General features: G+C 71.4%; 19 protein-coding genes. 8 read left to right on the top strand and 11 right to left on the bottom strand.

The genetic code is table 11. The annotated features are described in order from the left end of the window. Window positions 1-134: 134 nt before the first annotated feature. The 5 genes from fabI to AB0B66_RS15540 form a co-directional block, all read right to left on the bottom strand. Window positions 135-896, bottom strand: a complete 762-nt coding sequence (fabI, locus tag AB0B66_RS15520) for an enoyl-ACP reductase FabI (protein WP_360529048.1) — start codon at window positions 894-896, stop codon at window positions 135-137. Window positions 897-996: 100 nt separating this feature from the next. Continuing rightward, entirely contained in the window at window positions 997-1,710 is a 714-nt protein-coding gene (gene fabG / locus AB0B66_RS15525; RefSeq protein WP_120315934.1) for a 3-oxoacyl-ACP reductase FabG, read from the bottom strand. Window positions 1,711-2,371: 661 nt separating this feature from the next. Continuing rightward, window positions 2,372-3,331: a VWA domain-containing protein gene (locus tag AB0B66_RS15530; RefSeq protein ID WP_360529052.1), complete on the bottom strand. Its 960-nt coding sequence runs from the start codon at window positions 3,329-3,331 to the stop codon at window positions 2,372-2,374. Further along, entirely contained in the window at window positions 3,328-4,275 is a 948-nt protein-coding gene (locus tag AB0B66_RS15535; RefSeq protein ID WP_360529055.1) for a DUF58 domain-containing protein, read from the bottom strand. The genes AB0B66_RS15530 and AB0B66_RS15535 overlap by 4 nt, the downstream gene beginning before the upstream one ends. Next, window positions 4,272-5,312 (bottom strand): MoxR family ATPase, encoded by a 1,041-nt coding sequence (locus tag AB0B66_RS15540; RefSeq protein ID WP_360529590.1) that lies wholly within the window; start codon window positions 5,310-5,312, stop codon window positions 4,272-4,274. The genes AB0B66_RS15535 and AB0B66_RS15540 overlap by 4 nt, the downstream gene beginning before the upstream one ends. A gap of 294 nt (window positions 5,313-5,606) precedes the next feature. On the opposite strand from AB0B66_RS15540, the gene AB0B66_RS15545 reads away from it, so the two are divergent. From AB0B66_RS15545 to AB0B66_RS15560, 4 genes are all read left to right on the top strand, one after another. After that, window positions 5,607-5,807 carry an acetone carboxylase gene (locus tag AB0B66_RS15545; protein WP_360529058.1) on the top strand — a complete coding sequence of 67 codons (201 nt, stop codon included), beginning with the start codon at window positions 5,607-5,609 and terminating at the stop codon, window positions 5,805-5,807. 18 nt (window positions 5,808-5,825) lie between these two features. After that, window positions 5,826-6,356, top strand: a complete 531-nt coding sequence (locus tag AB0B66_RS15550) for a PH domain-containing protein (RefSeq protein ID WP_360529061.1) — start codon at window positions 5,826-5,828, stop codon at window positions 6,354-6,356. Beyond that, window positions 6,353-7,687 (top strand): PH domain-containing protein, encoded by a 1,335-nt coding sequence (locus AB0B66_RS15555; RefSeq protein WP_360529064.1) that lies wholly within the window; start codon window positions 6,353-6,355, stop codon window positions 7,685-7,687. The genes AB0B66_RS15550 and AB0B66_RS15555 overlap by 4 nt, the downstream gene beginning before the upstream one ends. Window positions 7,688-7,776: 89 nt before the next feature. Then, entirely contained in the window at window positions 7,777-7,941 is a 165-nt protein-coding gene (locus tag AB0B66_RS15560; RefSeq protein ID WP_360529067.1) for a hypothetical protein, read from the top strand. Here the strand turns inward: AB0B66_RS15560 and AB0B66_RS15565 are convergent, their stop codons facing one another. Then, the gene (locus AB0B66_RS15565) at window positions 7,942-8,634 is read right to left on the bottom strand and encodes a hypothetical protein (RefSeq protein WP_360529070.1); all 693 of its coding nucleotides are present in this window, start codon (window positions 8,632-8,634) and stop codon (window positions 7,942-7,944) included. Between the two features lie 115 nt (window positions 8,635-8,749). Between AB0B66_RS15565 and AB0B66_RS15570 the strand changes: the two genes are divergently transcribed. After that, the gene (locus AB0B66_RS15570; protein ID WP_360529073.1) at window positions 8,750-9,136 is read left to right on the top strand and encodes a hotdog domain-containing protein; all 387 of its coding nucleotides are present in this window, start codon (window positions 8,750-8,752) and stop codon (window positions 9,134-9,136) included. Beyond that, window positions 9,133-9,984, top strand: a complete 852-nt coding sequence (locus AB0B66_RS15575; protein WP_360529076.1) for an MBL fold metallo-hydrolase — start codon at window positions 9,133-9,135, stop codon at window positions 9,982-9,984. The genes AB0B66_RS15570 and AB0B66_RS15575 overlap by 4 nt, the downstream gene beginning before the upstream one ends. 1 nt (window position 9,985) lies before the next feature. Here AB0B66_RS15575 and AB0B66_RS15580 read toward each other — a convergent pair whose 3' ends face one another. The 4 genes from AB0B66_RS15580 to asnB form a co-directional block, all read right to left on the bottom strand. Further along, window positions 9,986-10,573: a peroxidase-related enzyme gene (locus AB0B66_RS15580; protein ID WP_360529079.1), complete on the bottom strand. Its 588-nt coding sequence runs from the start codon at window positions 10,571-10,573 to the stop codon at window positions 9,986-9,988. Continuing rightward, window positions 10,560-10,994, bottom strand: a complete 435-nt coding sequence (locus AB0B66_RS15585; protein WP_360529082.1) for a hypothetical protein — start codon at window positions 10,992-10,994, stop codon at window positions 10,560-10,562. Before AB0B66_RS15585 ends, AB0B66_RS15580 begins: the two co-directional genes overlap by 14 nt. 9 nt (window positions 10,995-11,003) lie before the next feature. Further along, window positions 11,004-11,489, bottom strand: coding sequence for a hypothetical protein (locus AB0B66_RS15590; RefSeq protein ID WP_360529085.1), 486 nt, complete (start codon window positions 11,487-11,489; stop codon window positions 11,004-11,006). A 178-nt stretch (window positions 11,490-11,667) separates the two neighbouring features. Then, on the bottom strand, window positions 11,668-13,683 hold the full coding sequence (asnB, locus tag AB0B66_RS15595; RefSeq protein ID WP_360529088.1) for an asparagine synthase (glutamine-hydrolyzing): 2,016 nt from the start codon (window positions 13,681-13,683) through the stop codon (window positions 11,668-11,670). 72 nt (window positions 13,684-13,755) lie between these two features. On the opposite strand from asnB, the gene AB0B66_RS15600 reads away from it, so the two are divergent. Together AB0B66_RS15600 and AB0B66_RS15605 are read left to right on the top strand one after the other, a co-directional pair. Further along, window positions 13,756-15,201, top strand: coding sequence for an aminopeptidase P family protein (locus tag AB0B66_RS15600; RefSeq protein ID WP_360529091.1), 1,446 nt, complete (start codon window positions 13,756-13,758; stop codon window positions 15,199-15,201). Between the two features lie 289 nt (window positions 15,202-15,490). Continuing rightward, window positions 15,491-16,075: a calcium-binding protein gene (locus AB0B66_RS15605; protein WP_360529094.1), complete on the top strand. Its 585-nt coding sequence runs from the start codon at window positions 15,491-15,493 to the stop codon at window positions 16,073-16,075. Between the two features lie 104 nt (window positions 16,076-16,179). Here AB0B66_RS15605 and pulA read toward each other — a convergent pair whose 3' ends face one another. Further along, window positions 16,180-21,927: a pullulanase-type alpha-1,6-glucosidase gene (gene pulA, locus AB0B66_RS15610; RefSeq protein WP_360529097.1), complete on the bottom strand. Its 5,748-nt coding sequence runs from the start codon at window positions 21,925-21,927 to the stop codon at window positions 16,180-16,182. Window positions 21,928-22,072 lie beyond the last annotated feature (145 nt).

A 22,072-nucleotide genomic window follows, 5' to 3' on the forward strand; every position in this document is an offset into this window, starting at 1 on the left:
ATCCCACACACGTCACAGCACGCGCGCGGCCACGACCTGGGCCGAGGCCCAGACGCCCCAGGCCGCAACTCTGAAAGAGCTGCGGCCTGGGTGACGTCCGGAAGGCGCGACTCGTCAAGAGTCGCTCGGGGCGGTTACGCGCCGAGGGCGTGATAGCCGCCGTCGACGTGGATGATCTCGCCGGTGGTGGCGGGGAACCAGTCGGACAGCAGGGCGCAGACGGCCTTGGCGGTGGGCACGGTGTCGGTGAGGTTCCAGCCCAGCGGAGCGCGCTCGGTCCAGGACTCCTCGAACTTCTCGAAGCCGGGGATCGACTTGGCGGCCATGGTGCGCAGCGGGCCGGCCGACACCAGGTTGCTGCGGATGCCCTGGTCGCCGAGGTAGTTGGCGAGGTAGCGGGAAGCGGACTCCAGGCCGGCCTTGGCCACGCCCATCCAGTCGTACACCGGCCAGGCGACGGTGGCGTCGAAGGTCAGGCCGACGATCGATCCGCCGTTGGGCATGAGCGGCAGGGTGGCCATCGCGAGCGCCTTGTACGAGTACGTCGACACGTGCACCGCGGTGGCGACGTCCTCCCACGGCGTCTGCAGGAACGTGCCGCCGAGCGCGGTGGACGGCGCGAAGCCGATCGAGTGGACCACGCCGTCGAGCCCGTCGACGTACCCGCGCACGTTGTCGGCCAGGGCCGCCAGCTGCTCGGGGTTCGTCGCGTCCAGCTCGATCACCGGCGCGGTGACGGGCAGCCGCTTGGCGATCCGCTCCACCAGCGACAGGCGGCCGTAGCCGGTCAGCACCACGGTCGCGCCCTGCTCCTGGGCGATCTTCGCGACGTTGAACGCGATCGACTGCTCCGTGATCACGCCGGTGACCAGGATGCGCTTACCTTCGAGCAGCACGTCTACTCCTCATTCGAAATCTCGTTGATCACGGTGCCAGGGTGGCGACACGCCGCCCAGCACGTCCGTAAGTTCATGATCGACCGCGCGAGAAGGCGGGTCAGTGGCCCATGCCGAGGCCGCCGTCGACGGGGATGACCGCGCCGGAGATGTAGCCGGCGGTGTCGCCCGCCAGCCAGGTGACGACGCCGGCGATCTCGTCGACCGCGGCGATGCGGCCGGCCGGGATGGCCTTGCGGATCTCGGCCTTGCGCTCGTCGGTGAGCTTGTCGGTCATGTCGGTCTCGATGAAGCCGGGGGCCACCACGTTCGCGGTGATGTTGCGGGTGCCCAGCTCGCGGGTGATGGAGCGGGCCATGCCGACCAGGCCGGCCTTGCTCGCCGCGTAGTTGACCTGCCCCGCGCCGCCGTACAGGCCGACCACCGAGGAGATGAAGATCATGCGGCCCCAGCGTCCGCGGACCATCTTGGTCGAGGCGCGGCGGGCACAGCGCCACGCGCCGCTGAGGTTGGTGTCCAGCACCCGGCCGAACTGCTCCTCCGACATGCGCATCAGCAGCGTGTCGTCGGTGATGCCGGCGTTGGCGACCAGCACCTCGACCGGGCCCAGCTCGTTCTCCACGGTGGTGAACGCCGCGTCGACCGCGGCGGGGTCGGTGACGTCGCAGGTGACGCCCAGGATCTCCGGCGCCAGCGACTGGTCGAAGGTGCCCCGGTGGGTGATCGCCACACGGTCGCCCTGCTTGGCGAACGCCTGCGCGATCGCCAGGCCGATACCGCGGTTGCCGCCGGTGACGAGGACGGTACGAGACACGGTTACTCCTTCGCGATCAGGTTGTTCCGCCTGAGCCTAGGACGCTGCGCGGAAGGCGGCTGGTACGGGGCCGTGACTAAATCCGACTATAATCTTTGTGGGATTCCCACAGACTGCTCCGTCCGGGTGGACACGGAAACCCTGCCGGTACGGCTGATGCGGATCACGATCGCCCATACGGTATGATCACGGCGTTTGCGAGCTGGATTTCGGCCTAAGGAGGTGATCGCTATGCGAGATAGCGATCCTCCGAGTCATGGCCGGGTCCTGCGAGTCGCAGTGCGCTGACCGCGCCATAGCTCTCGCATCCCCGCGCGTCCTCCCGTCGAAACCGAGCCGGTGCGTTCTGCCACCGGCTGGGAGGTCTGCGCTGTGACCTGGTCATGACTCACACCCGCGTGTCCCTGTAGTTGCGTGCACAACACAGTCACCGGAGTTCGTCATGAACCGTTACCTCGCCCCGCTGGGCTTCACCCTCGCCGCGACCTGGGTGGTGGCCATCTTCGTGCTGGTCGGCGCCCGCTGAGCGCCACCGGCCCGCGCCCGCGACGCCGCCGGCGCGCCGTACCCACCGGCTCTGCTCTGCACCCGCCCGCGCAACACCACGATGGTTGCGCGGACGGGTGCAGAGCAAGCGAATGGGTGCAGGGCAAAGCCGCCGTCAGGGCAGGCGTGACGTCCACAGCAGGCTGAGCGCCCCCGCGCCCAGACCCAGCAGCAGCGCCGCCGCCGCGAACCACTGCGAGACCTCCTTGGGCACCGTCTTGTGGCCGATCGACGAACCCATGTCCTGGTACACCTGGGTCAGCTCGGCCGCCGACGCCGCCTCGTAGAAGAAGCCCCCGGTCGTCTCGGCCAGCTCCGCCAGCGCCTGCCGGTCCACCGGCACCCGCTGCAGCTGCCCGGCGATGTCCACCATGCCGGCGTCCGTGCCGAAGGCGATCGTGGTCACCGGCACGTTCGCCTCGACCGCCGCGACGGCCGCGTCCTCGATCGCCCGGCCGTAGGTGCGGTATCCGTCGGACAGCAGGACGATCCGGGCCGGTGGCGGCCCCTCGGCCCCGGCCCCGGGCACGGCCTTGATCGCGTCCAGCGAGGTGTACACGGCCTCGCCGGTCGCGGTGGCCTCGGCCAGTTCCAGCGCGTCGATCGCCTCGGTCACCGCCGCGCGGTCCTTGCCCGGCGAGACCAGCACGTTCGCCGACTTGGCGAAGGACACCAGCCCCAGGTTGTACGAGCCGGGCAGCTCCTGCACGAACTGCTTGGCGGCCTCCTGCGCCGCCTCGATCCGGGTCGGGGTCACGTCGTCGGCCTGCATCGACAGCGACACGTCGATGGCCAGGATGATGGTCGCCCGCTCCAGCGGCTCGTCGACCTCCACCGATGGCCTCGCCAGCGCCGTGACCAGCGAGAACAGGCCCGCGAGGAACAGCCCCGCGGCCACGTGCCGCCGCCAGCCCAGCCCTCGGGGCACCAGCGAGCGCAGCAGCTCCAGGTTGCTGAACGGCAGCGCGGTGTCGCGGCGGAACCGCCGCAGCAGGTGCCGGGCGGCGTACGCCCCGGCCAGGGCCAGCACCGGGATCAGCGCCAGCAGCCACATCGGATCCAGGAAACGGATCATCGGCTCCCCCCGCGGGTACGGCGGTGTCGCTGCGCGGCCACGAACCGCACCAGGTCGAGCAGCCAGTCGGAGTCCGTGCGCAGCCGCACCTGCCGGGCCCCGGCGGTACGCACCGCGTCGGCGATCAACTCGCGCTGGCGCAGCGCGGCCTGGGCGTAGCGGCGGCGCAGGTCACGGTCGCCGGTCTGCACCTCGTGCACCGCGCCGGTCTCCGGGTCGCGCAGCTCCAGCACCCCGGCCGCGGGCAGCTCCAGCTCGCACGGGTCGAGCACCTCGACGGCCAGCACCTCGTGCCGGGTGGCGAGCTTGCGCAGCGGCCAGGCCCAGCGCTCGGGCGGGTCGAGGAAGTCCGAGATGACCACGGCCAGCCCGCGCCGGCGCGGGGGGCTGTTCAGCGCCTCGATCAGCGGCGCGAGGCTGTCGGCGGGACGCTGCCTGCTCCGCGCCGCGCCGCCCTCGTCGATCAGCCGCGCCACCGTGCGCAGCAGTCCCTGCGCCTCGCGCCGGCCGGGCCGGGCGGGGCGGCGAACCAGCTCGGGGCCGCCCGCGTTGATCACCGCGCCGACCCGGTTGCCACCGCGCACGGTGAGGTGGGTCATCGCCGCGGTCGCCGCCAGCACCAGGTCGCGCTTGAGCATGCGGGCGGTGCCGAAATCGAGGCTGGGTGACAGGTCCACGGCCAGCCAGGTCTCGAGTTCCCGGTCGGCGACGGTCAGCCGCACGTGCGGGACCGTGGTGCGGGCGGTGACCGGCCAGTCCATCCGCCGTACGTCGTCGCCGGCCCGGTACTCCCGCGACTCCCCCGCCTCGCTGCCGGGCCCCGGCAGCAGGCCCAGGTAGTCGCCCTGGAGGAGTCCGTCCAGCCGCCGGTTGACCAGCAGTTGCAGCCGCCGCAGCGCGGCCTGGCCATCGGTGCGCTCGGGGGCGGCCGAGGTCACGCTCATGTCGCCTGCTGCCGCGGGGCGACCGAGGGCAGCGGCACCGCGGCCAGCACCCGGGCGACGATGTGATCGGCGGGGATCTCGTCGGCCAGCGCGTCGTAGCTGAGCACCAGCCGGTGGCGCAGGATGTCCGGGGCGATGTCGAGCACGTCCTGCGGCAGCGCGTAGTCGCGCCCCCGCAGCAGCGCCAGCGCCCGGGTGGCTCGCACCAGGCCCAGCGAGGCCCGCGGGCTGGCGCCGTACTGGATGAGCCGGGCGATGTCGGGCAGCCCGTGTTCGGCCGGGGCGCGCGTGGCCAGCACCAGGCGCACCGAGTAGTCGACCAGTGCATTGTGGACGAACACCTGGTCGGCGCGTTCCTGCAGGCCGAGCAGCGCCTCGGTGGTGAGCACCGGCACTGCGCGCGGCGGCGCGACACCCATCCGGTACACGATCTCGCGTTCCTCGGTGTCGGTCGGGTAGCCGACCAGCACCTTCAGCAGGAAGCGGTCCCGCTGCGCCTCGGGCAGCGGGTACACGCCCTCCTGCTCGATCGGGTTCTGGGTGGCCATGACCAGGAACGGATCCGGCACGGTATGGGTGACCCCGCCGAGCGACACGTGCCGCTCGGCCATGACCTCCAGCAGCGCCGACTGCACCTTGGCCGGGGCCCGGTTGATCTCGTCGGCGAGCAGGAAGTTGACGAAGACCGGGCCCAGTTCGACGTCGAAGCGCTCGCTGCCGGTGCGGTAGATCCGGGTGCCGACGATGTCGGCGGGCACGAGGTCGGGCGTGAACTGCACCCGGGCGAACGAGCCGCCCACGACCGTGGCCAGGGTCTCCACGGCCAGGGTCTTGGCCACCCCGGGCACGCCCTCCAGCAGGCAGTGCCCGCGGGCGAGCAGCGCCGTGAACATGCGCTCGATCAGCCGGTCCTGGCCGACGATCACCTTCTTGACCTCGAACAGTGCGCGTTCCAGCAGCGTGGCGTCCTGCGCGGGGGTGGCGACGGGGTCGGCGCTGCCGGTCGGCGCGGGGCCGGTGGTGTTGTCGTACGTGATGGGCTGCACCACGGCTCCTCGTTACCGACGGGTTCCTGATCTGCCCCAGCCTCGCACGAACAGCCGACTTATGCGGCATAGTGCCGTTATTCCGGCGAAACCATCGGCTGCCGGAGCCAGGCGGTGTCGGCTTTTCATTTCATCCGAACGGATGCCCCGCCACTCTTCCCTCCGCGCCCGGCGCGTGGTTAATATTCGTGCGTTGCCGGGCGGCTTCCCCCGTGGCCGCCCGGCACGCCAAACACAGTCCGAGCCCTGCTCGGGCTTTTTTGTTGCGCGGGTAGGCTCCACGACGTGATCGAGGCCGAGGCTCCCCTGATCTGCTCACGCAAGGGCTGCCGCGACGCGGCCCTCTGGGACCTGCGCTGGAACAACCCCAAGCTGCACGACCCGGAGCGGCGCAAGAGCTGGCTCGCCTGCGACGAGCACCGGCAGACCCTGGCCGACTTCCTGTCCGCGCGGGGCTTCCTGCGCGAAACGCTGCCGCTGGCCTGATCGTCTATCGTCGGAACGGTGACCGACCCGCGCTCCGAAGCACCCGTGCACACCGCGACGCGCAGCGCCCTCGACCCGTGGCCGGGCGAGCTCGCCTGGCGTCCCGTCTCGCCGCGCCTGGTCGCGCTGGAACTCACCAGGGTGTCGATCAGCACCGCGGTTTTGCTCGCCATCTGCGGCGTGGTCTGGGCCTTCACCGGTTCGGGCTGGGTCCTGTTCGCGGCCGTCGCGGTGCTGGCGTTCACCGTCGTGCGGGGCGTGGTCGCGGTGCGCGCCGCCCGCTCCTACGGCTACGCCGAGCGCGAGCGCGACCTGCTGGTCCGGCACGGCCGGATGGTCCGGCACCTGTCCATCGTTCCGTACGCCCGCATGCAGTACGTCGACGTCACCGCCGGCCCGCTGGAGCGTTCGTTCGGGCTGGCCACGGTGCAGCTGCACACCGCCGCGGCGGCCTCCGACGCGACCATCCCCGGTCTGGAGCCCGCCGAGGCCGCCCGCCTGCGCGACCGGCTCGCCGCACTGGGCGAGGACGCCGGTGAGGGCCTGTGACCACACCCGCCGAGATGCTGCCCCGGCAGCGGCTGCACCCGCTCAGCCCGGTGCTCAAGAGCGTGCGCACCCTGGTCCTGGTCATCGCCGCCGTGTCCTGGCGCGGCTTGCAGAACCTCGGCCCCGGCACGTACGCCCTGGTCCTGCTCGGCCTGCTGGTGCTGGTGCTGCTCTACTCCGCCATCGCCTGGCGCTTCACCGGCTATGAGGTGGTCGGCCGGGAGCTGCGCATCCACGAGGGCGTGCTGTTCCGGCGCACCCGCGCGGTGCCGCTGGAACGGCTCCAGGCGATCGAGGTCGTGCAGCCGGTGCTGGCCCGCCTGGCCGGGCTCGCCGAACTGAAACTGGACGTGGCCGGCGCCGGCAAGGCCGAGGCTCCACTGGCGTTCCTGCCCCTGGCCGAGGCCGACGTGCTGCGCACCCGCCTGCTGGCGCTGGCCACCCGGACCCTGGCCCCGACGGACGAGTCGGCTGCGGCCGAGCCCGAGCCGTCCACGGCGCGGCCCGAGCCGCCCGACCTCTACCGGGTCGACAACAACGACGTTACGGTCAGCCAGTTCCTGACCCCGCCGGTGATGTTCACGCCGCTGGCCATCCTGTACATCGTCGGCCAGCTGGCCTTCAACAGCGACTTCGGCGTCTTCGCGGTCGCCAGCATGGTCACCGCGGTGGCGGGCACCATCGGCGCGCCCGTGATGCGCATCCTCAACTTCTGGAACTTCCGGATCGGCCGGGCCGCCGACGAGCGCCTGCGCATCCGGCACGGCCTGCTGGAGACCCGCAGCCAGGTGGTCGCCCCGCGGCGCATCCAGTCGCTGACGGTGACCTGGCCGCTGCTGTGGCGCGGCAAGGGCTGGCTGCGGGTCACCCTCGCGGTCGCCGGGCAGAGTTCGGTGGGCGCCGACGGCCAGCAGAGCCGGGCTGAGACCGACCGCCTGCTGCCCGTGGCGACCGTGGACACCGCGCGGGCCCTGGTGCCGCTGGCCCTGCCGGGGCTGGACATCACGGCGCTACCCCTGTCGCCGGTGCCGCACCGGGCGCGCTGGCTGGCGCCGCTGCGCCGCCGGGTGCTCGCCGCGGGCCTGACCGAGCACGCCTTCGCCACCGTCGACGGCCTGATGACCCGGCAACTGACCGTGGTGCCGTACGCCCGGATCCAGAGCGTCCGCGTCACCGAGGGTCCCTGGCAGCGCCGCCTCGGCCTGGCCACGGTGTACGTCGACGTCGCCGGCGCGACCCCGGCCGCGGCGGTGCACCGGCCGCTGGCCGAGGCCTTCGCCTGGGCCGACGACCTGACCACCCGCGCCCGCGCGGCCCGCGCAGAAGTGTAAGTCGACTTACTATAAGTGGACTTACACTTCCGGCATCGACCAGCTTCGTCGCGCTTGCGGCCGGAGAATCCGGGGAGCGAGGGGACGAAGTGCAGGCCGAACAGGCTTCGCAGCGCTGGGTGGTGTGGCGGCAGGACGACAACGGCAACCGGTACGAGGTGCGCCGGTGCGACACCCGTGCGGAGGCCGAGCAGCTGGCCGCCGAGATGGAGGCGCGCGGGCACAAGCAGCTCTACTGGATCGCCCCGCTCTGATCAGCGCAGGTCGATCGGCTGCAGGCCGACCCGCACCAGCCGGATCCGGCCGGACAGATCCCGGGCGAGCACCGGCACCCCCCGGGCACGGGCCGGGCGCACCTCGAACATCACGTTGCGCTCGTGCACGTCGGAGTACTGCCGTCGGTAGCGCTCGTAGCGGCCGCCGAGGACCAGCCGCAGGTATCCGGTGAGCAGCCCGTCGAGGCGGCCGCGCCGGTCCGGCCGCCACGGGAAACGCGCCCACTCGTGGCCGTGCACCCACTGCCGTGCCTTGACCAGGCCGGTGAACCGCAGCCCGACGGTCGCCCGCGCCGACTTGGGCACCCCGGCCAGGCCGGGCACCCGGTGGTCGCCGAAGTAGGCCCCGCCCACGAAGCGCCCGTTGAGGTACGTGCGCTCGTCGATGACCTCCAGCACGAACATGCGCCCGTCGCCGTCGCGTACGCCGAAGCAGGCCTTCTCCTCGCCCGCGCCCAGGTAGGCGCACCGCCACGCCGGGTCGGGGAAGCGCAGCAGGCGCCCGTCGTAGACCGCCTGCCGGATCTGCTCCGTGTGCGCCGCGGCCAGCCCCCCGGCCGCCGTCACCTCCAGCAGCTCCCCGTCGAAGTCGACCGGCACCGCCACCTCCAATGTGTACCGCCACTGTGCCGCGTGGTCGCCGATCCCGCCGCCCCGACGGGGTGACGGCACCGCAGCGAGCCGTCGGACGGCTGGCCTGCTCACCGTTGCGACAGGCGGCCGGGTGGGCGGCGAGCGCGGTGACGGGTGCGTGCGGGCGGCGGGGTGAGCGCCTAGGCTGTGGCGCATGCAGCAGCTCACAGCAGGCCTGACGGCGAAGGTGCAGTTGACGGTGAGTGACGCGGACACGGCGCAGGCGCTGGGCTCGGGCGACGTCGGAGTGCTGGGCACGCCGCGGGTGGTCGCGCTGGCGGAGGCGGCCACGGTCGCGGCGACCGCGCGGGTGCTGGAATCCGGGCAGACCACGGTCGGGACGCGTGTCGAGCTGGATCACCGGTCGGCGACGCCGGTAGGCCGTACCGTGGTGGCGGAGGCGCTGCTGACGAAGGTCGACGGCCGCAAGCTCACCTTCGAGGTGACCGTGCGCGACGGCGAGACCGTCGCGGCGGAGGGTCGGGTGGAGCGGGTCCTGGTGGACCGGCACCGCTTCGTGGAGAAGGCGACGACGTCATGACCGAGTTCACCGAGATCGCCGACGGGGTGTTCGTGCTGGTGTACCCGTACCTGCGGGTGAACTGCACGCTGATCACCGGGCAGACCGGCGCGCTGCTGGTGGACACCCTGTCGACCGAGGCCCAGGCCCGGGAGCTGCAGGAGGCCGTGCTGCGGGTGACCACCAAGCCGCTCGGCATCGTGAACACGCACTTCCACTTCGACCACTGCTTCGGCAACGCGACCCTGGCCGGGCCCGCCACCCCCATCTGGGGCCACCGCGAGTGCGTACGCGAGCTGCGCGAGAACGGCCGCGCGTGGCAGCGCTCCTGGGAGCAGGAACTGCTGGCCGACGACGAGCAGATCGCCCGCGACCTGGGCCGGGTCGTGCTGCGCGCGCCGGACAGCCCCGTCGAGCGCGAGGACCTGATCGACATCGGCGGCCGGCAGGTGCGCCTGTCCTGGCACGGCCGCGGCCACACCGCCGGCGACCTGGTGGTACGCGTGGACGACGTGCTCGTCGCCGGGGACCTGGTCGAGGAGGGCGCCCCACCGGGGTTCGCCGACTCCTTCCCGCTGGACTGGCCGGAGACGCTGCTCGCGCTGTCGCGCACGGCCGGGCCGGACACGGTGGTGGTGCCGGGCCACGGCGAGATCGTCGACGCGGAGTTTTTGACCATCGCCCACGACGAGCTGGCCGCCCTGGACTGGCTGATCCGCGAGGCGCACGGCGACAGCGGCGACGTGGCCAAGGTGGCCGCCGCCAGCTCGCTGGCCCGCTGGGGCGAGGCCGGGCGACGCGAGGCCGAGCACGCGGTCCGGCGCGGCTACGCCCAGCTGGACGCGGCCACGCCGAACACCATCGGCTAGCTCAGCTGATCGCGTATCCGCGCTTGAGCAGCTGGTATGCGTCGCCCTGGAAGCCCTTGTCGTCCGGGATCGCGAAGTCGACCGCGTCGGCAACCCGGTTGATGGTGCAGAAGATCGCGCAGACGTGCACCACGTCGCGCACCCCCTGCTCGGTGACGCCCTCGGCATACGCCGCCTCGACCAGCTCCGGGCCGACCTCGTCCGGGCGCAGGGTGAGCGCCTCCAGCAGCGCGAACGCGGCCCGCAGCGACGGCCGCACCGGGGCGGTGCGCCAGTCGTCGAGCACCGCGGCGGTGACCTCCGGCCCGAGCGTCGCGTCGGCGATCGCGCCATGGCTGCCCGCGCAGAAGCGGCAGTGGTTGAGGTTCGACACGAAGGTGGCCATCAGTTCACGCTCACCGATGCTCCACTCGGAGGGCCCGCGCAGCACCCGGTGCACCCAGGCGGTGAAGGGCTCGCCGAAGAACTCCCGGCGGTAGTGCAGCATCTTGAGGATGTCGGCCGGCGCACGCCCGCTGGCGATCCTGATCATCTTCAGTTTGACCCGGTCGCTGAAGCGCCAGGACCGGCCCAGGCTAGGCAGCCGCATGCCGGGTCACCTCCGCCTGAGTGGCAGCGAGCGCCGCCGCCGACTGGACGGGCACCGCCCGCACGGCCGGGGCCTGCTCGCCGGACGAGCGCTGCTGCGCCTGCTCGATCGCGGCGAGTCCCGCGTCCAGCCGCCGCTGCCCGGCGCCCAGCGCCACGGCCACGGTCAGCTCGTACACCTGGTCCTCCGACCAGCCCACGGCCAGCAGCTCACGCACCTGCTCGTCGGTGCTGCGCCAGGCGTGCTCGCGCATCGTGTCCACGTAGCCGCGCAGCTCGTGCGAAACCTCGTCGAGTTTCGCGTGCGCGACGACGTGGCGCACCCGCGACGGCGTCGATCCGGGGCCGTCGAGCACCGCATGGCGCAGTACGGCGAAAAGGTTTTCGGGCACGGTGTCGTCGTCGTTTGGTACGTGGGGCACGAAGGCACCTTAGGCCGCGGCGGCCTTCTCCGCTAGATCCAACCAGCCTGATGCGTCCCACGGCACACCGCTGAAACCCAACGCTGCCTGCAGATTCGGTAACGTCGGCGTGAACGGCAGTCCGATCAGGATGTCCGCGGGCCCGTCCGCGCGCGGGCGGGAGTCCGGGTCGTCGCAGATCAGGATCGACACCGCCGGGCCGCACGCCAGCAGCACCGCGCCCCGGCCCAGGGCGCGCAGCCGCCGCGCCGCCCGCAGCGGCGCAACCGCGCCGTGCCGAGCGAGCACGTCGGCGCTGCTCAGCACGGTCAGGTCGGCGTCGCGGCCGAACTCCTCGGCCACGTCCCACAGCCAGGGCAGCGCGCTGTCGGGCAGGGCCGCGACGTCGACGTGCAACAGCCGCGGGGGCCCCGGCACCCGCCAGAGCCCCCGGGCGGCCACGAGCGCGTCGGGTCTCAGCAGGGACGAGACTTGCACCAGGACCGGCTGCGCCATCCCGCCTCCCCTGACGGCTCCGCCGATCGCGTGCGGTGTCCCACCTGGACGGTGTGACACCGCGGACGCGATTGCGGCGTCGGTTGTCAGAGCAAGCATGGCACGGACGTAACGCTGGTGGGGAGTCCTCGGCGGTCTGCCGTTCAGGCGGACCGCCGGGACGAGCCACTAGCGGCAGTCAGGAAACCATCGAGCCGACGACGGGTTTCGTCAGCAGGGCGGATTCGTTGCGGCCCACGCCCGGATCCAGGGTGCGGGCGACGAAGATGGAGTGCCAGACGCAGAAGACGAGCACCGTCCAGATCTTGCGGGAGTTGTCCGCGCCCCCGGCCCGGTGCTCCTTGAGCAGGCCGTCCACATAGGTCAGGTCGAGCAGGTCGTCGGCGCCGGAGGTGTGCAGGATCTCCCGCGCCCAGTCGTACATCTCGCCGGCCAGCCAGACCCGGGTCGGGGTCGGGAAGCCCAGCTTCGGGCGGTTGACGATGGCGGGCGGCACGACCTGCTCCAGCGCCTTGCGCATGGCGTACTTCGTGGCGTTGGAGCGCGGCGGCACCTTCAGCTCCAGCGGGATCTTCGAGGCCACCGCGAACACCTCGCGGTCCAGGAACGGCACCCGCAGCTCCAGCGAGTGCGCCATGGACATGCGGTCGGCCTTGACCAGCACGTCGCCGCGCAGCCAGGTGTGGATGTCGACGTACTGCATGGTGGCCACGTCGTCGAGGCCGTCGGCAGCCGCCTCGGCGTACAGCGGCGCGGTGACGTCGGTGAACCGGGCCGCCGCCTCGACCGACTCGCGGCGGCGCAGCAGGCGGCGGATCTCGGCGTCCTCTGTGAAGATCCGCGAGTTGCCGGAGAAGCGCTCGGTCAGCGGGGTGGTGCCCCGCTCCAGGTAGCTCTTGCCGCGCATGCCCCGCGGGATCGCCTTGGAGACCGCCCGCAGGCCGCGCTGGAACGAGTGCGGCAGCCGGGTCAGCGGGGCCAGCGACAGCGGCTCGCGGTAGATGCCGTACCCGCCGAAGAACTCGTCCGCGCCCTCGCCGGACAGCACCACGGTCACGTGCTTCGCGGCGGTCTGCGCCACGTGGTAGAGCGGGACCAGGGACGGGTCGGCGACCGGGTCGTCGAGGTGCCAGACGATGCGCGGCAGCGCCTCCATCATCTCCCGCGCGCCGATCTTGGTGGGGATGGTGGTGACGTCCAGGTGCCGGGCCGACTCCTGGGCGACGTCGATCTCGGAGTAGCCGGGCACGTCGAAGCCGACGGTGAAGGTCAGGATGTTCGGGTTCCACTCCCGGGCCAGCGCCACCACGGCGGTGGAGTCGATGCCGCTGGACAGGAACGCGCCGACCGGGACGTCGGAGCGCATGTGCAGCCGTACGCTCTCCCGCAGCGTCTCGTGGATCTGCGCGAACAGGCGCTTCGGGTCGTCGATCGACAGCCGGGGTCGCAGCACCGGCCGGAACCAGCGGCGCTTGGTCAGCTCCCCGCCGGTGCGCTCGCCGGCCGGGCCGGGCCGCCAGGTCAGGCACTCCCCGGAGCCGATGCGCTCGATGCCGTGGTGCAGCGTGTGCGGCTCCGGCACGTACTGGAAGGTCAGCAGGTGCGACAGCTGCACCGGGTCGATGCCGGCGTTGCCCGCGGCGGCGCTCGGCGCGAACGGCAGCAGCGCCTTCTTCTCGCTGGCCAGGAACAGCCCGTCCACGGTCTGCAGGTAGTGCAGGGGCTTGATGCCGAACGCGTCGCGAGCGCCGAAGGCCAGCCGCTCCTGCCGGTCCCAGATCACGAAGGCGAACATGCCGCGCAGCCGGTCCAGCACCGCCTCGCCCCAGTAGTGGTATCCCGCCACGATGACCTCACCGTCACCCTGCGTGGCGAACTTCGCGCCGTGCTCGTCGATCAGCTCCTGGCGCAGCTCCAGGTAGTTGTAGATCTCCCCGTTGAAGGTGAGCAGGTAGCGGGCCTCGGCGGAGTCGGCGCTGTCGGGGCCGGGCGGCGACCAGGGCAGCGGCTCCTTGGAGAACTCGACGTCGATGATCGCCAGCCGCTTGTGCGCGAAGATCGCGTCGGTGTCGACGACGTCCAGCCCGGTGTCGTCGGGGCCCCGGTGGTGCAGCCGTTCCAGGGCCTCGCCAAGGGGGCCCGAGTACGCATCAACCGTGCCCTGACTACTGAAAAAGGCCAAAAGTCCACACACGTGGGCAATCATGCCAGCTACCGGCGGGCGATAGGCTCGGAACACACGAAGACCATGCTCGGAGGCGGCAATATGACTGAAGAGAAGAAGGGCACCGAGTCGCACGACCCTGCGTACCCGGAGAAGTTCCTGCAGTTCATGCGCACCGGATGGAGCGACACCGAGCTCCCGGTGACCCTGCGGGCGGAGGCCCCCAACCACGCCAAGCGCCGCGCGGCGCTGTCCGCGGCGTTCCCCGGCGAGACGCTGGTGATCCCGTCCGGGCACGAGATGGTGCGGGCCAACGACACCGACTTCCCGTACCGCCCGGGCAGCGATTTCGTCTATCTGACCGGCGAGCACGACCCGGAGAGCGTGCTGGTGCTGCGCCCCAACGGCTCCGGCCACGACGCGGTGCTGTACGTGCGCCCCCGCTCCCCGCGCGACACCGACGAGTTCTTCAAGGACCGCCGCTACGGCGAGCTGTGGATCGGCCGCCGCCACACGCTGCGCGAGAAGTCCGCCGAGCTGGGCGTCGAGACCGCCCACCTGGACACGCTGCCCGACGTGCTCAACGACCTCGCCCCCGGCCGCACCCGGGTGCTGCGCGGCCTCGACCCGCACGTCGACGGCCTGGTCCGGCCGACGAACCCGGAGCGCGACCGCGAGCTGGCCTGGACCATCTCCGAGATGAAACTCGTCAAGGACGAGTGGGAGATCGCCCAGCTCCAGGACGCGATCGACGCCACCGTGCGCGGCTTCGAGGACGTGGCCCGGATCATCCCGGCCGACCGGCCGGTCTCCGAGCGCCTCATCGACGGCGTGTTCGGCCTGCGCGCCCGCCACGACGGCAACACCGTCGGCTACAGCTCGATCGTCGGCGCGGGCGGCAACGCCACCGTGCTGCACTGGATCCGCAACGACGGCCGGACGACCCCGGGCGAGCTGCTGCTGCTGGACATGGGCGTGGAGAACCGCAACCTCTACACCGCCGACGTGACCCGGACCCTGCCGGTCAGCGGCACGTTCACCCCGCTGCAGCGCCAGGTGTACGACATCGTGCACGCCTCGCAGCAGGCCGGCATGGACTTCATCAAGCCGGGCGTCAAGTTCGCCGACGTGCACACCACCTGCATGCGGGTGCTCGCCGAGGGCCTGCACGACCTGGGCATCCTCCCGGTCAGCGTCGAAGAGGCGATGTCCAAGGAGTCCACCGTCTACCGCCGGTGGACCCTGCACGGCTTCGGCCACATGCTCGGCATCGACGTGCACGACTGCGCGCACGCCCGGCACGAGGCGTACAAGGACGGCGCGCTCGACGAGGGCTACGTCCTCACCGTCGAGCCCGGCCTGTACTTCCAGCCCGAGGACGAACTGGTCCCCGCCGAACTCCGCGGCGTCGGCATCCGCATCGAGGACGACGTCCTGGTCACCAAGACCGGCGCCGTCAACCTCTCCGCGGGCCTCCCCCGCACCTCCACCGAGGTCGAAACCTGGCTCGCCACCCAACGCGAGGCCGGCCCCCGCCTCCCCGGCTGACCCCACCCCACCGCGTCGATCATGAACTTAAGGGCGTGTTCGACGGCGTGTCGCTCCCCTAACTTCATGATCGACGACATGCGACGGTCCCGGGTCCGGGCGATCGACGTTGGCGGCCGGGCGTTGCGTGGAACGCCCGGCCGCCGCCGTTCTGCCGCACGGGTGTTCCGATCATGGCCGTAACCTGGTCAGACGCTTCGCGTTGGAGCACATCGGACGGCCATCACAGACGCCGACCTGCGCGGGGCAGGTCAGAGCCCGGCGTCAACGGCCCGTCCGGGGGTGAGCGATGCTCGCGAACAGTGAAGATTTCCAGGGCCGCCGCACATGGGTGCGTACGCTGGCGACCGGATTGATGGTCGCAGCCGGATTGGTGGCGGGCGGCCTGGCCGGGCCGACCACGGCCGATGCGCTGGCCCCCGACGACGTGGCGAGCGCCGCCCAGCGGGCCGCGGCGCTGGTGACCTGCGCGACCGCCACGCCGACCCGGGTCGGCACCAACGGCGCCGACTACATCGTCGGCACCCCGGGTCCCGATGTGATCTTCGGCCTGGGCGGCAACGACTACATCGACGGCCGCGGCGGCGACGACCTGCTGTGCGGCAACGCGGGCGCGGACTACCTCGTCGGCGGCGACGGCACGGACACCCTCGAAGGGGCCGACGGCAACGACTACCTGCGCGGCGACGCCGGCAGCGACGTCCTGATCGGCGGGAACGGCGAGGACTACCTGCTCGGCGGGGGCGGCAACGACAACCAGTTCGGCGGAGCCAACAACGACCTGCTCAACGGCGGCGACGGCACGAACACCAACGACGGTGGCACGGGCACCGACACGTGCATCCGCCCGTCCATCGGCCCCGGCTGCCCCTGACCAGGCCCTGACCAGCCTCTCACGGCTCATGCCGCACCACGGGCGATAGGAAGGGCACCTTCTACAACGCATAGCGATGTGAAGGTGCCCTTCCTTGCTTCGTGTCACTTCGTGACGAAGACCGCCACGGTACGGGCGGGCACGGTGAAGGTGCCGGTGGATGGGGTGTAGGCGGACTGGCGGACCAGCGGGTCGACCGAGGTGGCCAGGACCGGGTGCAGGCCCAGTCGCGCGTTCTTCAGGGATGCGACGGTCTGCGTGGTGCTGGACGTGGTGGCGTTGAAGACCACCACCACCGTCTTGCCGTCCTTCTTGATCACCATCGCGATCACGCCCGCGGTCTCGGCGGCCCCGGACAGCGGGAACGACACCGCCTGCTGCACCTCGGCCTGCGTACGCAGGGAGAACAGCGGGCTGGACGCGCGGACCCGCAGCAGCTCCGCGAACCGGTCCCCGGCCAGTCCGATCGCCTCGCACGTCGGCACCAGCGCCGGATCGGCGAGCAGCGGCTTCGCGTACGCCCACTTGCTCTCGTTGTCGGCCGCCGGGGGCAGGCCGAGCCCGAACCCGTTGCCGCTCGCGCAGTCCCAGCGGATGGCGTTGAACCAGTCGCCGGAGTTGTACGAGTTGCGGTCGAGCGACTTGCTGCGCAGCAGGTCGGACCCCGCGGTGACGAACCCGGTGCCCTGGCTGAGCACCACCGTCGACAGCGCCAGCACCTGCATCCGCGCCCGGTCCAGCGCCGGGGTGGCCGCGGGCAGCTTGTACGCCAGCGCGTCGAACAGGATCTCGTTGTCGTGCGCGTCGACGTAGGTGACAGCCTCCGCCGGGGCCTTGGTGTACCCGGCCGACGAACCGTTGTAGTCCACCTCCGCGCCGCTGACCTGGTTGCCGGCCGAGTCGGTGAAGGTGAACCCGGCCAGGTTGCCGGTCAGGCCGACCTTGATCTGGTCCTGCTGGTGCAGCAGCCGGGCGCGCTGCTCGGCGGCCGTGCCGTTGACCGCGTCCCCGTTGGGGTCGGTGAACAGCCCGGACGCGAAGCCCTGGCGGCGCGGGTTGTCGTCGAACGGGCCGCCGCCGCGGACGGCGTCGCGCAGCCGGTCGTTGAACGTGGCGATGCCGGTGCCCGCCATGTTCGCCTGGGTGGCCTGCTCGAACCGGGCGTCGTTCGCGACCTCGCCGAAGTTCCAGCCCTCGCCGTAGAGCAGGATCGCCTTGCCGTCGACGCCGTCCTTGGCCAGGGTCAGCTTGTCCAGCGCCGCACGGACGTCGAGCAGGTTCTGCTTCGGGTGGTGGCCCATCAGGTCGAACCGGAACCCGTCCACCCGGTACGTCTTCGCCCAGGTGACCAGGGAGTCGACGACGAGCTTGCCCATCATCGCGTGTTCTGGCGCGGTGTTGGCGCAGCAGGTGGAGGTGGCCACGGCCCCGTCCTCCAGCAGCCGGTGGTAGTAGCCGGGCACGATCCGGTCCAGCACCGACTTCGGGTCGTCGCCGGCGGCCGAGGTGTGGTTGTAGACGACGTCCAGCACCACCCGCAGCCCGGCCCGGTGGATGCCGTCCACCATGGACTGGAACTCCACGTTGCGCGCCTTGCCCTCGGGGTCGGTCGCGTAGCCGCCCTCGGGCACCGTGTAGTGCAGCGGGTCGTAGCCCCAGTTGTAGCCGTCCGTCGCGGCCACCCCCGCCACGCAGGCCTGCTGCTGGGACGAGTCCCGGGGCAGCGACGGCAGGTCGCAGGCGGGCTGCTGCTGGTCGGTCCGCTTCTCGGGGATCGTCGCGAAGTCGAACACCGGCAGCAGGTGCAGGTGCGAGACCCCGGCGTCGGCCAGTGACTTCAGGTGCCGCATACCCGCGGTCTGCGGGTCGGTGAACGCGGCGTACGTACCGCGCCTGTCCTGCGGCACCGTCGAGTCCGCGACCGAGAAGTCGCGCACCGACAGCTCCTGGATCTGCGCCCGGCCCGTGTAGGACGGGGTCTTCACCGCCGCGCCGGGCAGCTTCGCCACGTCGATCAGCTGGCTGTGCGTCGAGTTCGCCGACAACGCGACGGCGTACGGGTCCGTCACCGACGCCGTGACGACCTGCGCCTTGGCGGGCTGCCACACGCTGACCCGGAATCGGTAGTACCTACCGGTCCAGTCACTCGACCCGGTCACCTTCCACACCCCGGTGTTGTCGTCGCGCAGCATCGACACGGTCTGCGGCGTCGCCGACGGGCTGTCGAACAGCTCCAGCTGCACGTCCTTCGCCGTCGGGGCCCACAGCGCGAGGCTGGGCCGGCCCTTGGCGAACACCGGGCCCAGCGCCGCCTTGGCCGCGGCGGAGTACACGTCGTCCAGCGCTCCCGGGATCTGCACGCCGGTCGCCGACAGCAGCTTGCCCTCGTGGTCGCTCTCGGTCACCACGAGCTGCCCGCGCAGCGCGTTCTTGATGCTCGCGAGGGTGGCGTTCACGTCGAACGCGCCGTACGCCCACAGGTGCGGGAACTTCTGGCGCTGCGCCTCGGACAGGCCGCCGGACGCGGACAGCCGGATCTTCGTGAAGTCGCCGGCCAGCGCGCCGTCCACCACGGACAGCCCGCCATTCGGGGCCACGACCAGGTCGTACACCTTGCCGTCGGGGTCGTGTTTGTTCCAGGCGATGGTGCCCCGGGCGAGCCAGTGGGCGTACGACTTGCTCAGATCGATGTCGAGTGCCGCGCCCTTGACCGACGGCCGCAGGTAGGCCTGCTGCCCGGACAGGATCCAGGCCTCGTTGCCGAACGTCGCGAAGTCCAGCCGCTGGTCGGCGGGCAGGTCCTTCTCGTCGCCCTTGTGGATGATGTAGTTCACCCCGGTCGCGCCGTCCACCAGCGGGATACGCCAGTACGCGCCGAAGGCGTCCGTGCCGGTCGGTTGCATCGGGCTGCCCCACTCGACCGGGTCGGCGTTGCCGTCCCACAGGTGCAGGCCCCAGCCGGTGTAGTTCCCGTCAGCGCGGCGGTAGTGCAGGACCGCGGTCTTCTCGGCGGCGGCCCGGGTCGGGTGCACTGTCGCGTCGCCGGACGCGATCCACGCCTCGCCGACACCCATGTCCATGGCGAGGTCGGCGTTCGGGTCCTTCTCGTCGCCCCGGTGCACGATGAAGTTCACCGGCTTGGTGGCGTCACCGACGGGCACACTCCAGTGTGCGCCGAAAGCGTCCGTGCCGTCCGGCTGGCGCGGGCTCGACCAGTCCGTGCCCGCTCCGGCGGCCAGTCCGTCACCCCACAGGTGCAGGCCCCAGCCGCTGTAGTTCGCGTCGGCCCGGCGGTAGTGCATGTCCACCTTGCCGGTCGCGGCGGCACGGGAGGGATAGATCGTCGCGTCGCCCGATTTCAGCCAGATCTCGCCGACCCGGCTCGGGTCGACGCTGCGGTCAGCCTCGACGTCTTTGCTTCCCGAGCCGTTGACCACGAGAAACCCGACGTTGGTGGCGCCCGGCTTGACCTTCACCCAGGCGAAGCGCCCGTACGAGTCCTCTCCCGCGAACGGCTGCCCCTGCGGCCACGGGTGCTGCATCGAGCCGTCGGTGTCGCCCCAGGTGTAGAGGCCCCACGGGTCGTAGTCGCCGTCGCCGCGCTGGTAGTGCACCAGCACGTACTCGCGCTGCGCGGCCTGCGCGGGCGAGGCCACCGTGATGGTGCTGGTGGTGGACGCGGTGCGGCCCCCGCCGTCGCGGACGACGGCCTTGTAGGTGACGGCCGTGCCACCGGCCAGGCCGGTCAGGTCGTGGAACACGGTGTGCTCGCCGACCGCCTTCGAGGTGCCGAGCAGCTTCCACGGGCCGTCGCCGACCTGCGCCGCGAACGTGACCGTGGCGAGCGGGTCGCCGGTGACCTGCGCGGTGACGGCGGCGCGGGTGGCGATCTCCGCGCCCGAACCCGGGGCGGTGATGGTGATCTGCGGGTCGCCGGCGCTCGGCAGCGCCCGGTCGGCGCGCAGCACGATGCTGGACAGCGCAGGCACGGTGATCGTCACCTTGCCGTCCGCCCCGGCCGTCGGGCCGTTGCCCGCAGCGGGGTAGAGCTGCCCGAACACAGCGCTCGCGGTGGCGGTGTCCACGGTGACGGTTTTCGGGGCGGTGCCGCTGTTCGACGCCACCAGGTACTCGACGCGCTGTGCCGGGTCGACGCGGGAGAAGGCGAACACCCCGTCGCCCGCGTGCCGGGTCACCTGCACGCCGTCACGCAGCGCCGGGTGCGCCTTGCGCAGCCCGCCCAGCTCGGCGATCGCGCGGTAGAGAGGGTGCGCGGTGTCGAACTGGTCCGAGCCGTGGGTGCGGTCGGTGCCGAGCAGGTCGTCGTCGAGGTAGTCGGCGACCTGGGTGGCGAACATGTCCTGCCGGGCGTCCTTGTCCCCGCCGTTGCCGGTGAAACCCTGCTCGTCACCCGAGTAGACGACCGGCTGGCCGCGGGTCAGGAACATCAGCTCGTGGGCGAGCCGGTCGCGTCGGAGGGCGACCGTGGCGTCGGCCTCGACGTTGCCGATGAACGTGCCGATGCGGCCCATGTCGTGGTTGCCGAGGAAGGTCGGCAGCGTGGACGCGTCGGTGCCGGGTGAGGTGTACAGGCCGTCGGCGGCGTACAGGTCGCCCAGGCCCTGGCCGGAGCCGCCGGTGACGAAGCCCTGTGCGGCGGCCTGGAAGCCGAAGTCGAGCGTGGCCTGCAGGCGGCCCTGCCGTACGTAGCTCGACATGATGTTCGGGTCGGCCGAGTAGACCTCGCCGAACATGAAGAAGTCGGGCTTGCCCGCCTTGCGGGCGTCGACCGCGATGCCCTGGCTGAACTGCGGCCAGAACTCCATGTTCACGTGCTTGGCGGTGTCCAGGCGGAAGCCGTCCACGCCGGTGGACTCGATCCAGTCCGAGTAGACCTTGGTCATGCCGCGGACCACCTCGGGCCGCTCGGTCCACAGGTCGTCCAGGCCGAAGAAGTCGCCGTACGTGCTGTTCTCGCCGGAGAAGGTGGAGTCGCCCCGGTTGTGGTACATCGTCGGGTCGTTCAGCCAGGCGGGCGTCTTGGCCTTGGCGTCGGCGGCGCTCTTGAAGACCGGGGTGTACGGCATCGACGAGCGGTCCGTCTTCGGGAAGCCGCTCTTTCCGTCGGCGTAGTTGACGTCCTCGAACGCGCGCCCCGCGGTGTCGGTGTACGGGCTGGTCTTCTTGTCCACGTAGGAGTACTGGTTCTCCTCGTACGCGATGACGTCGGCGGTGTGGTTCACGATGACGTCGAGGTAGATCTTGATGCCGCGCTGGTGTGCGAGCTTGACCAGCTTCTTCAGGTCCGCGTTGGTGCCGAAGTGCGGGTCGACCTGGGTGAAGTCGGTGATCCAGTAGCCGTGGTAGCCGGCCGAGGCGTCCGCGCCGGTCCCCTGCACCGGGCGGTTCTGGAACACCGGGGCGAGCCAGATCGCGGTGGTGCCCAGGCCTTCGATGTAGTCGAGCTTGTCCATGAGACCGGCCAGGTCGCCGCCGTGGTAGAAGCCCTTGTCGGTCTTGTCCAGGCCGGTCTTGAGCCGGTCGCCGGACAGCCCGCCCTTGTCGTTGCGGGGGTCGCCGTTGGCGAAGCGGTCCGGCAGCACGAAGTAGAACTGCTCCGCCTGGCGCCGTGGCGGGCCGGCCGCGGCGAGCGCGGCCGCGGCGGGCTCGTTGGCCCAGTAGGTGTCACCGGCCTGCACCCACTGCGCGGGGCCGCCGCCGGTCAGCGAGCGGATCACCACGAACGGGGCCGCGGCCAGCACCACCGCCAGCAGTCCGATGAGGAGCGTGCGGGGGTTTCTCAACTCTTTGCGAAGTGCCGCGGGGCGCACGAGGGCGCGTAGGGCTGCCATGGGCCTTCTCCGGGAGGGTGAAGTGTCGGGGGCGTCACACGAGCAACAGCGGCAACATACGGGTAACTGAAATGTTTCCGCAAGGCCTTGCAATCTTTGACGTGTAAACAGCAGGAGGATGAAAGATCGCCGCCGACACCCTCCC

Source organism: Catellatospora sp. NPDC049111 (genome assembly GCF_040648615.1).
Taxonomy (GTDB): Bacteria; Actinomycetota; Actinomycetes; order Mycobacteriales; family Micromonosporaceae; genus Catellatospora; species Catellatospora aurea.

Bases quoted from the DNA above. Each gene is read 5' to 3' on its own strand.
- AB0B66_RS15600 (WP_360529091.1), top strand. From the start codon at position 13,756: ATGACTGAAGAGAAGAAGGGCACCGAGTCGCACGACCCTGCGTACCCG.
- AB0B66_RS15605 (WP_360529094.1), top strand. From the start codon at position 15,491: ATGCTCGCGAACAGTGAAGATTTCCAGGGCCGCCGCACATGGGTGCGT.
- AB0B66_RS15590 (WP_360529085.1), bottom strand. From the start codon at position 11,489: ATGGCGCAGCCGGTCCTGGTGCAAGTCTCGTCCCTGCTGAGACCCGAC.
- AB0B66_RS15535 (WP_360529055.1), bottom strand. From the start codon at position 4,275: ATGAGCGTGACCTCGGCCGCCCCCGAGCGCACCGATGGCCAGGCCGCG.
- pulA (WP_360529097.1), bottom strand. From the start codon at position 21,927: ATGGCAGCCCTACGCGCCCTCGTGCGCCCCGCGGCACTTCGCAAAGAG.
- AB0B66_RS15530 (WP_360529052.1), bottom strand. From the start codon at position 3,331: ATGATCCGTTTCCTGGATCCGATGTGGCTGCTGGCGCTGATCCCGGTG.
- AB0B66_RS15570 (WP_360529073.1), top strand. From the start codon at position 8,750: ATGCAGCAGCTCACAGCAGGCCTGACGGCGAAGGTGCAGTTGACGGTG.
- AB0B66_RS15580 (WP_360529079.1), bottom strand. From the start codon at position 10,573: ATGCGGCTGCCTAGCCTGGGCCGGTCCTGGCGCTTCAGCGACCGGGTC.
- AB0B66_RS15575 (WP_360529076.1), top strand. From the start codon at position 9,133: ATGACCGAGTTCACCGAGATCGCCGACGGGGTGTTCGTGCTGGTGTAC.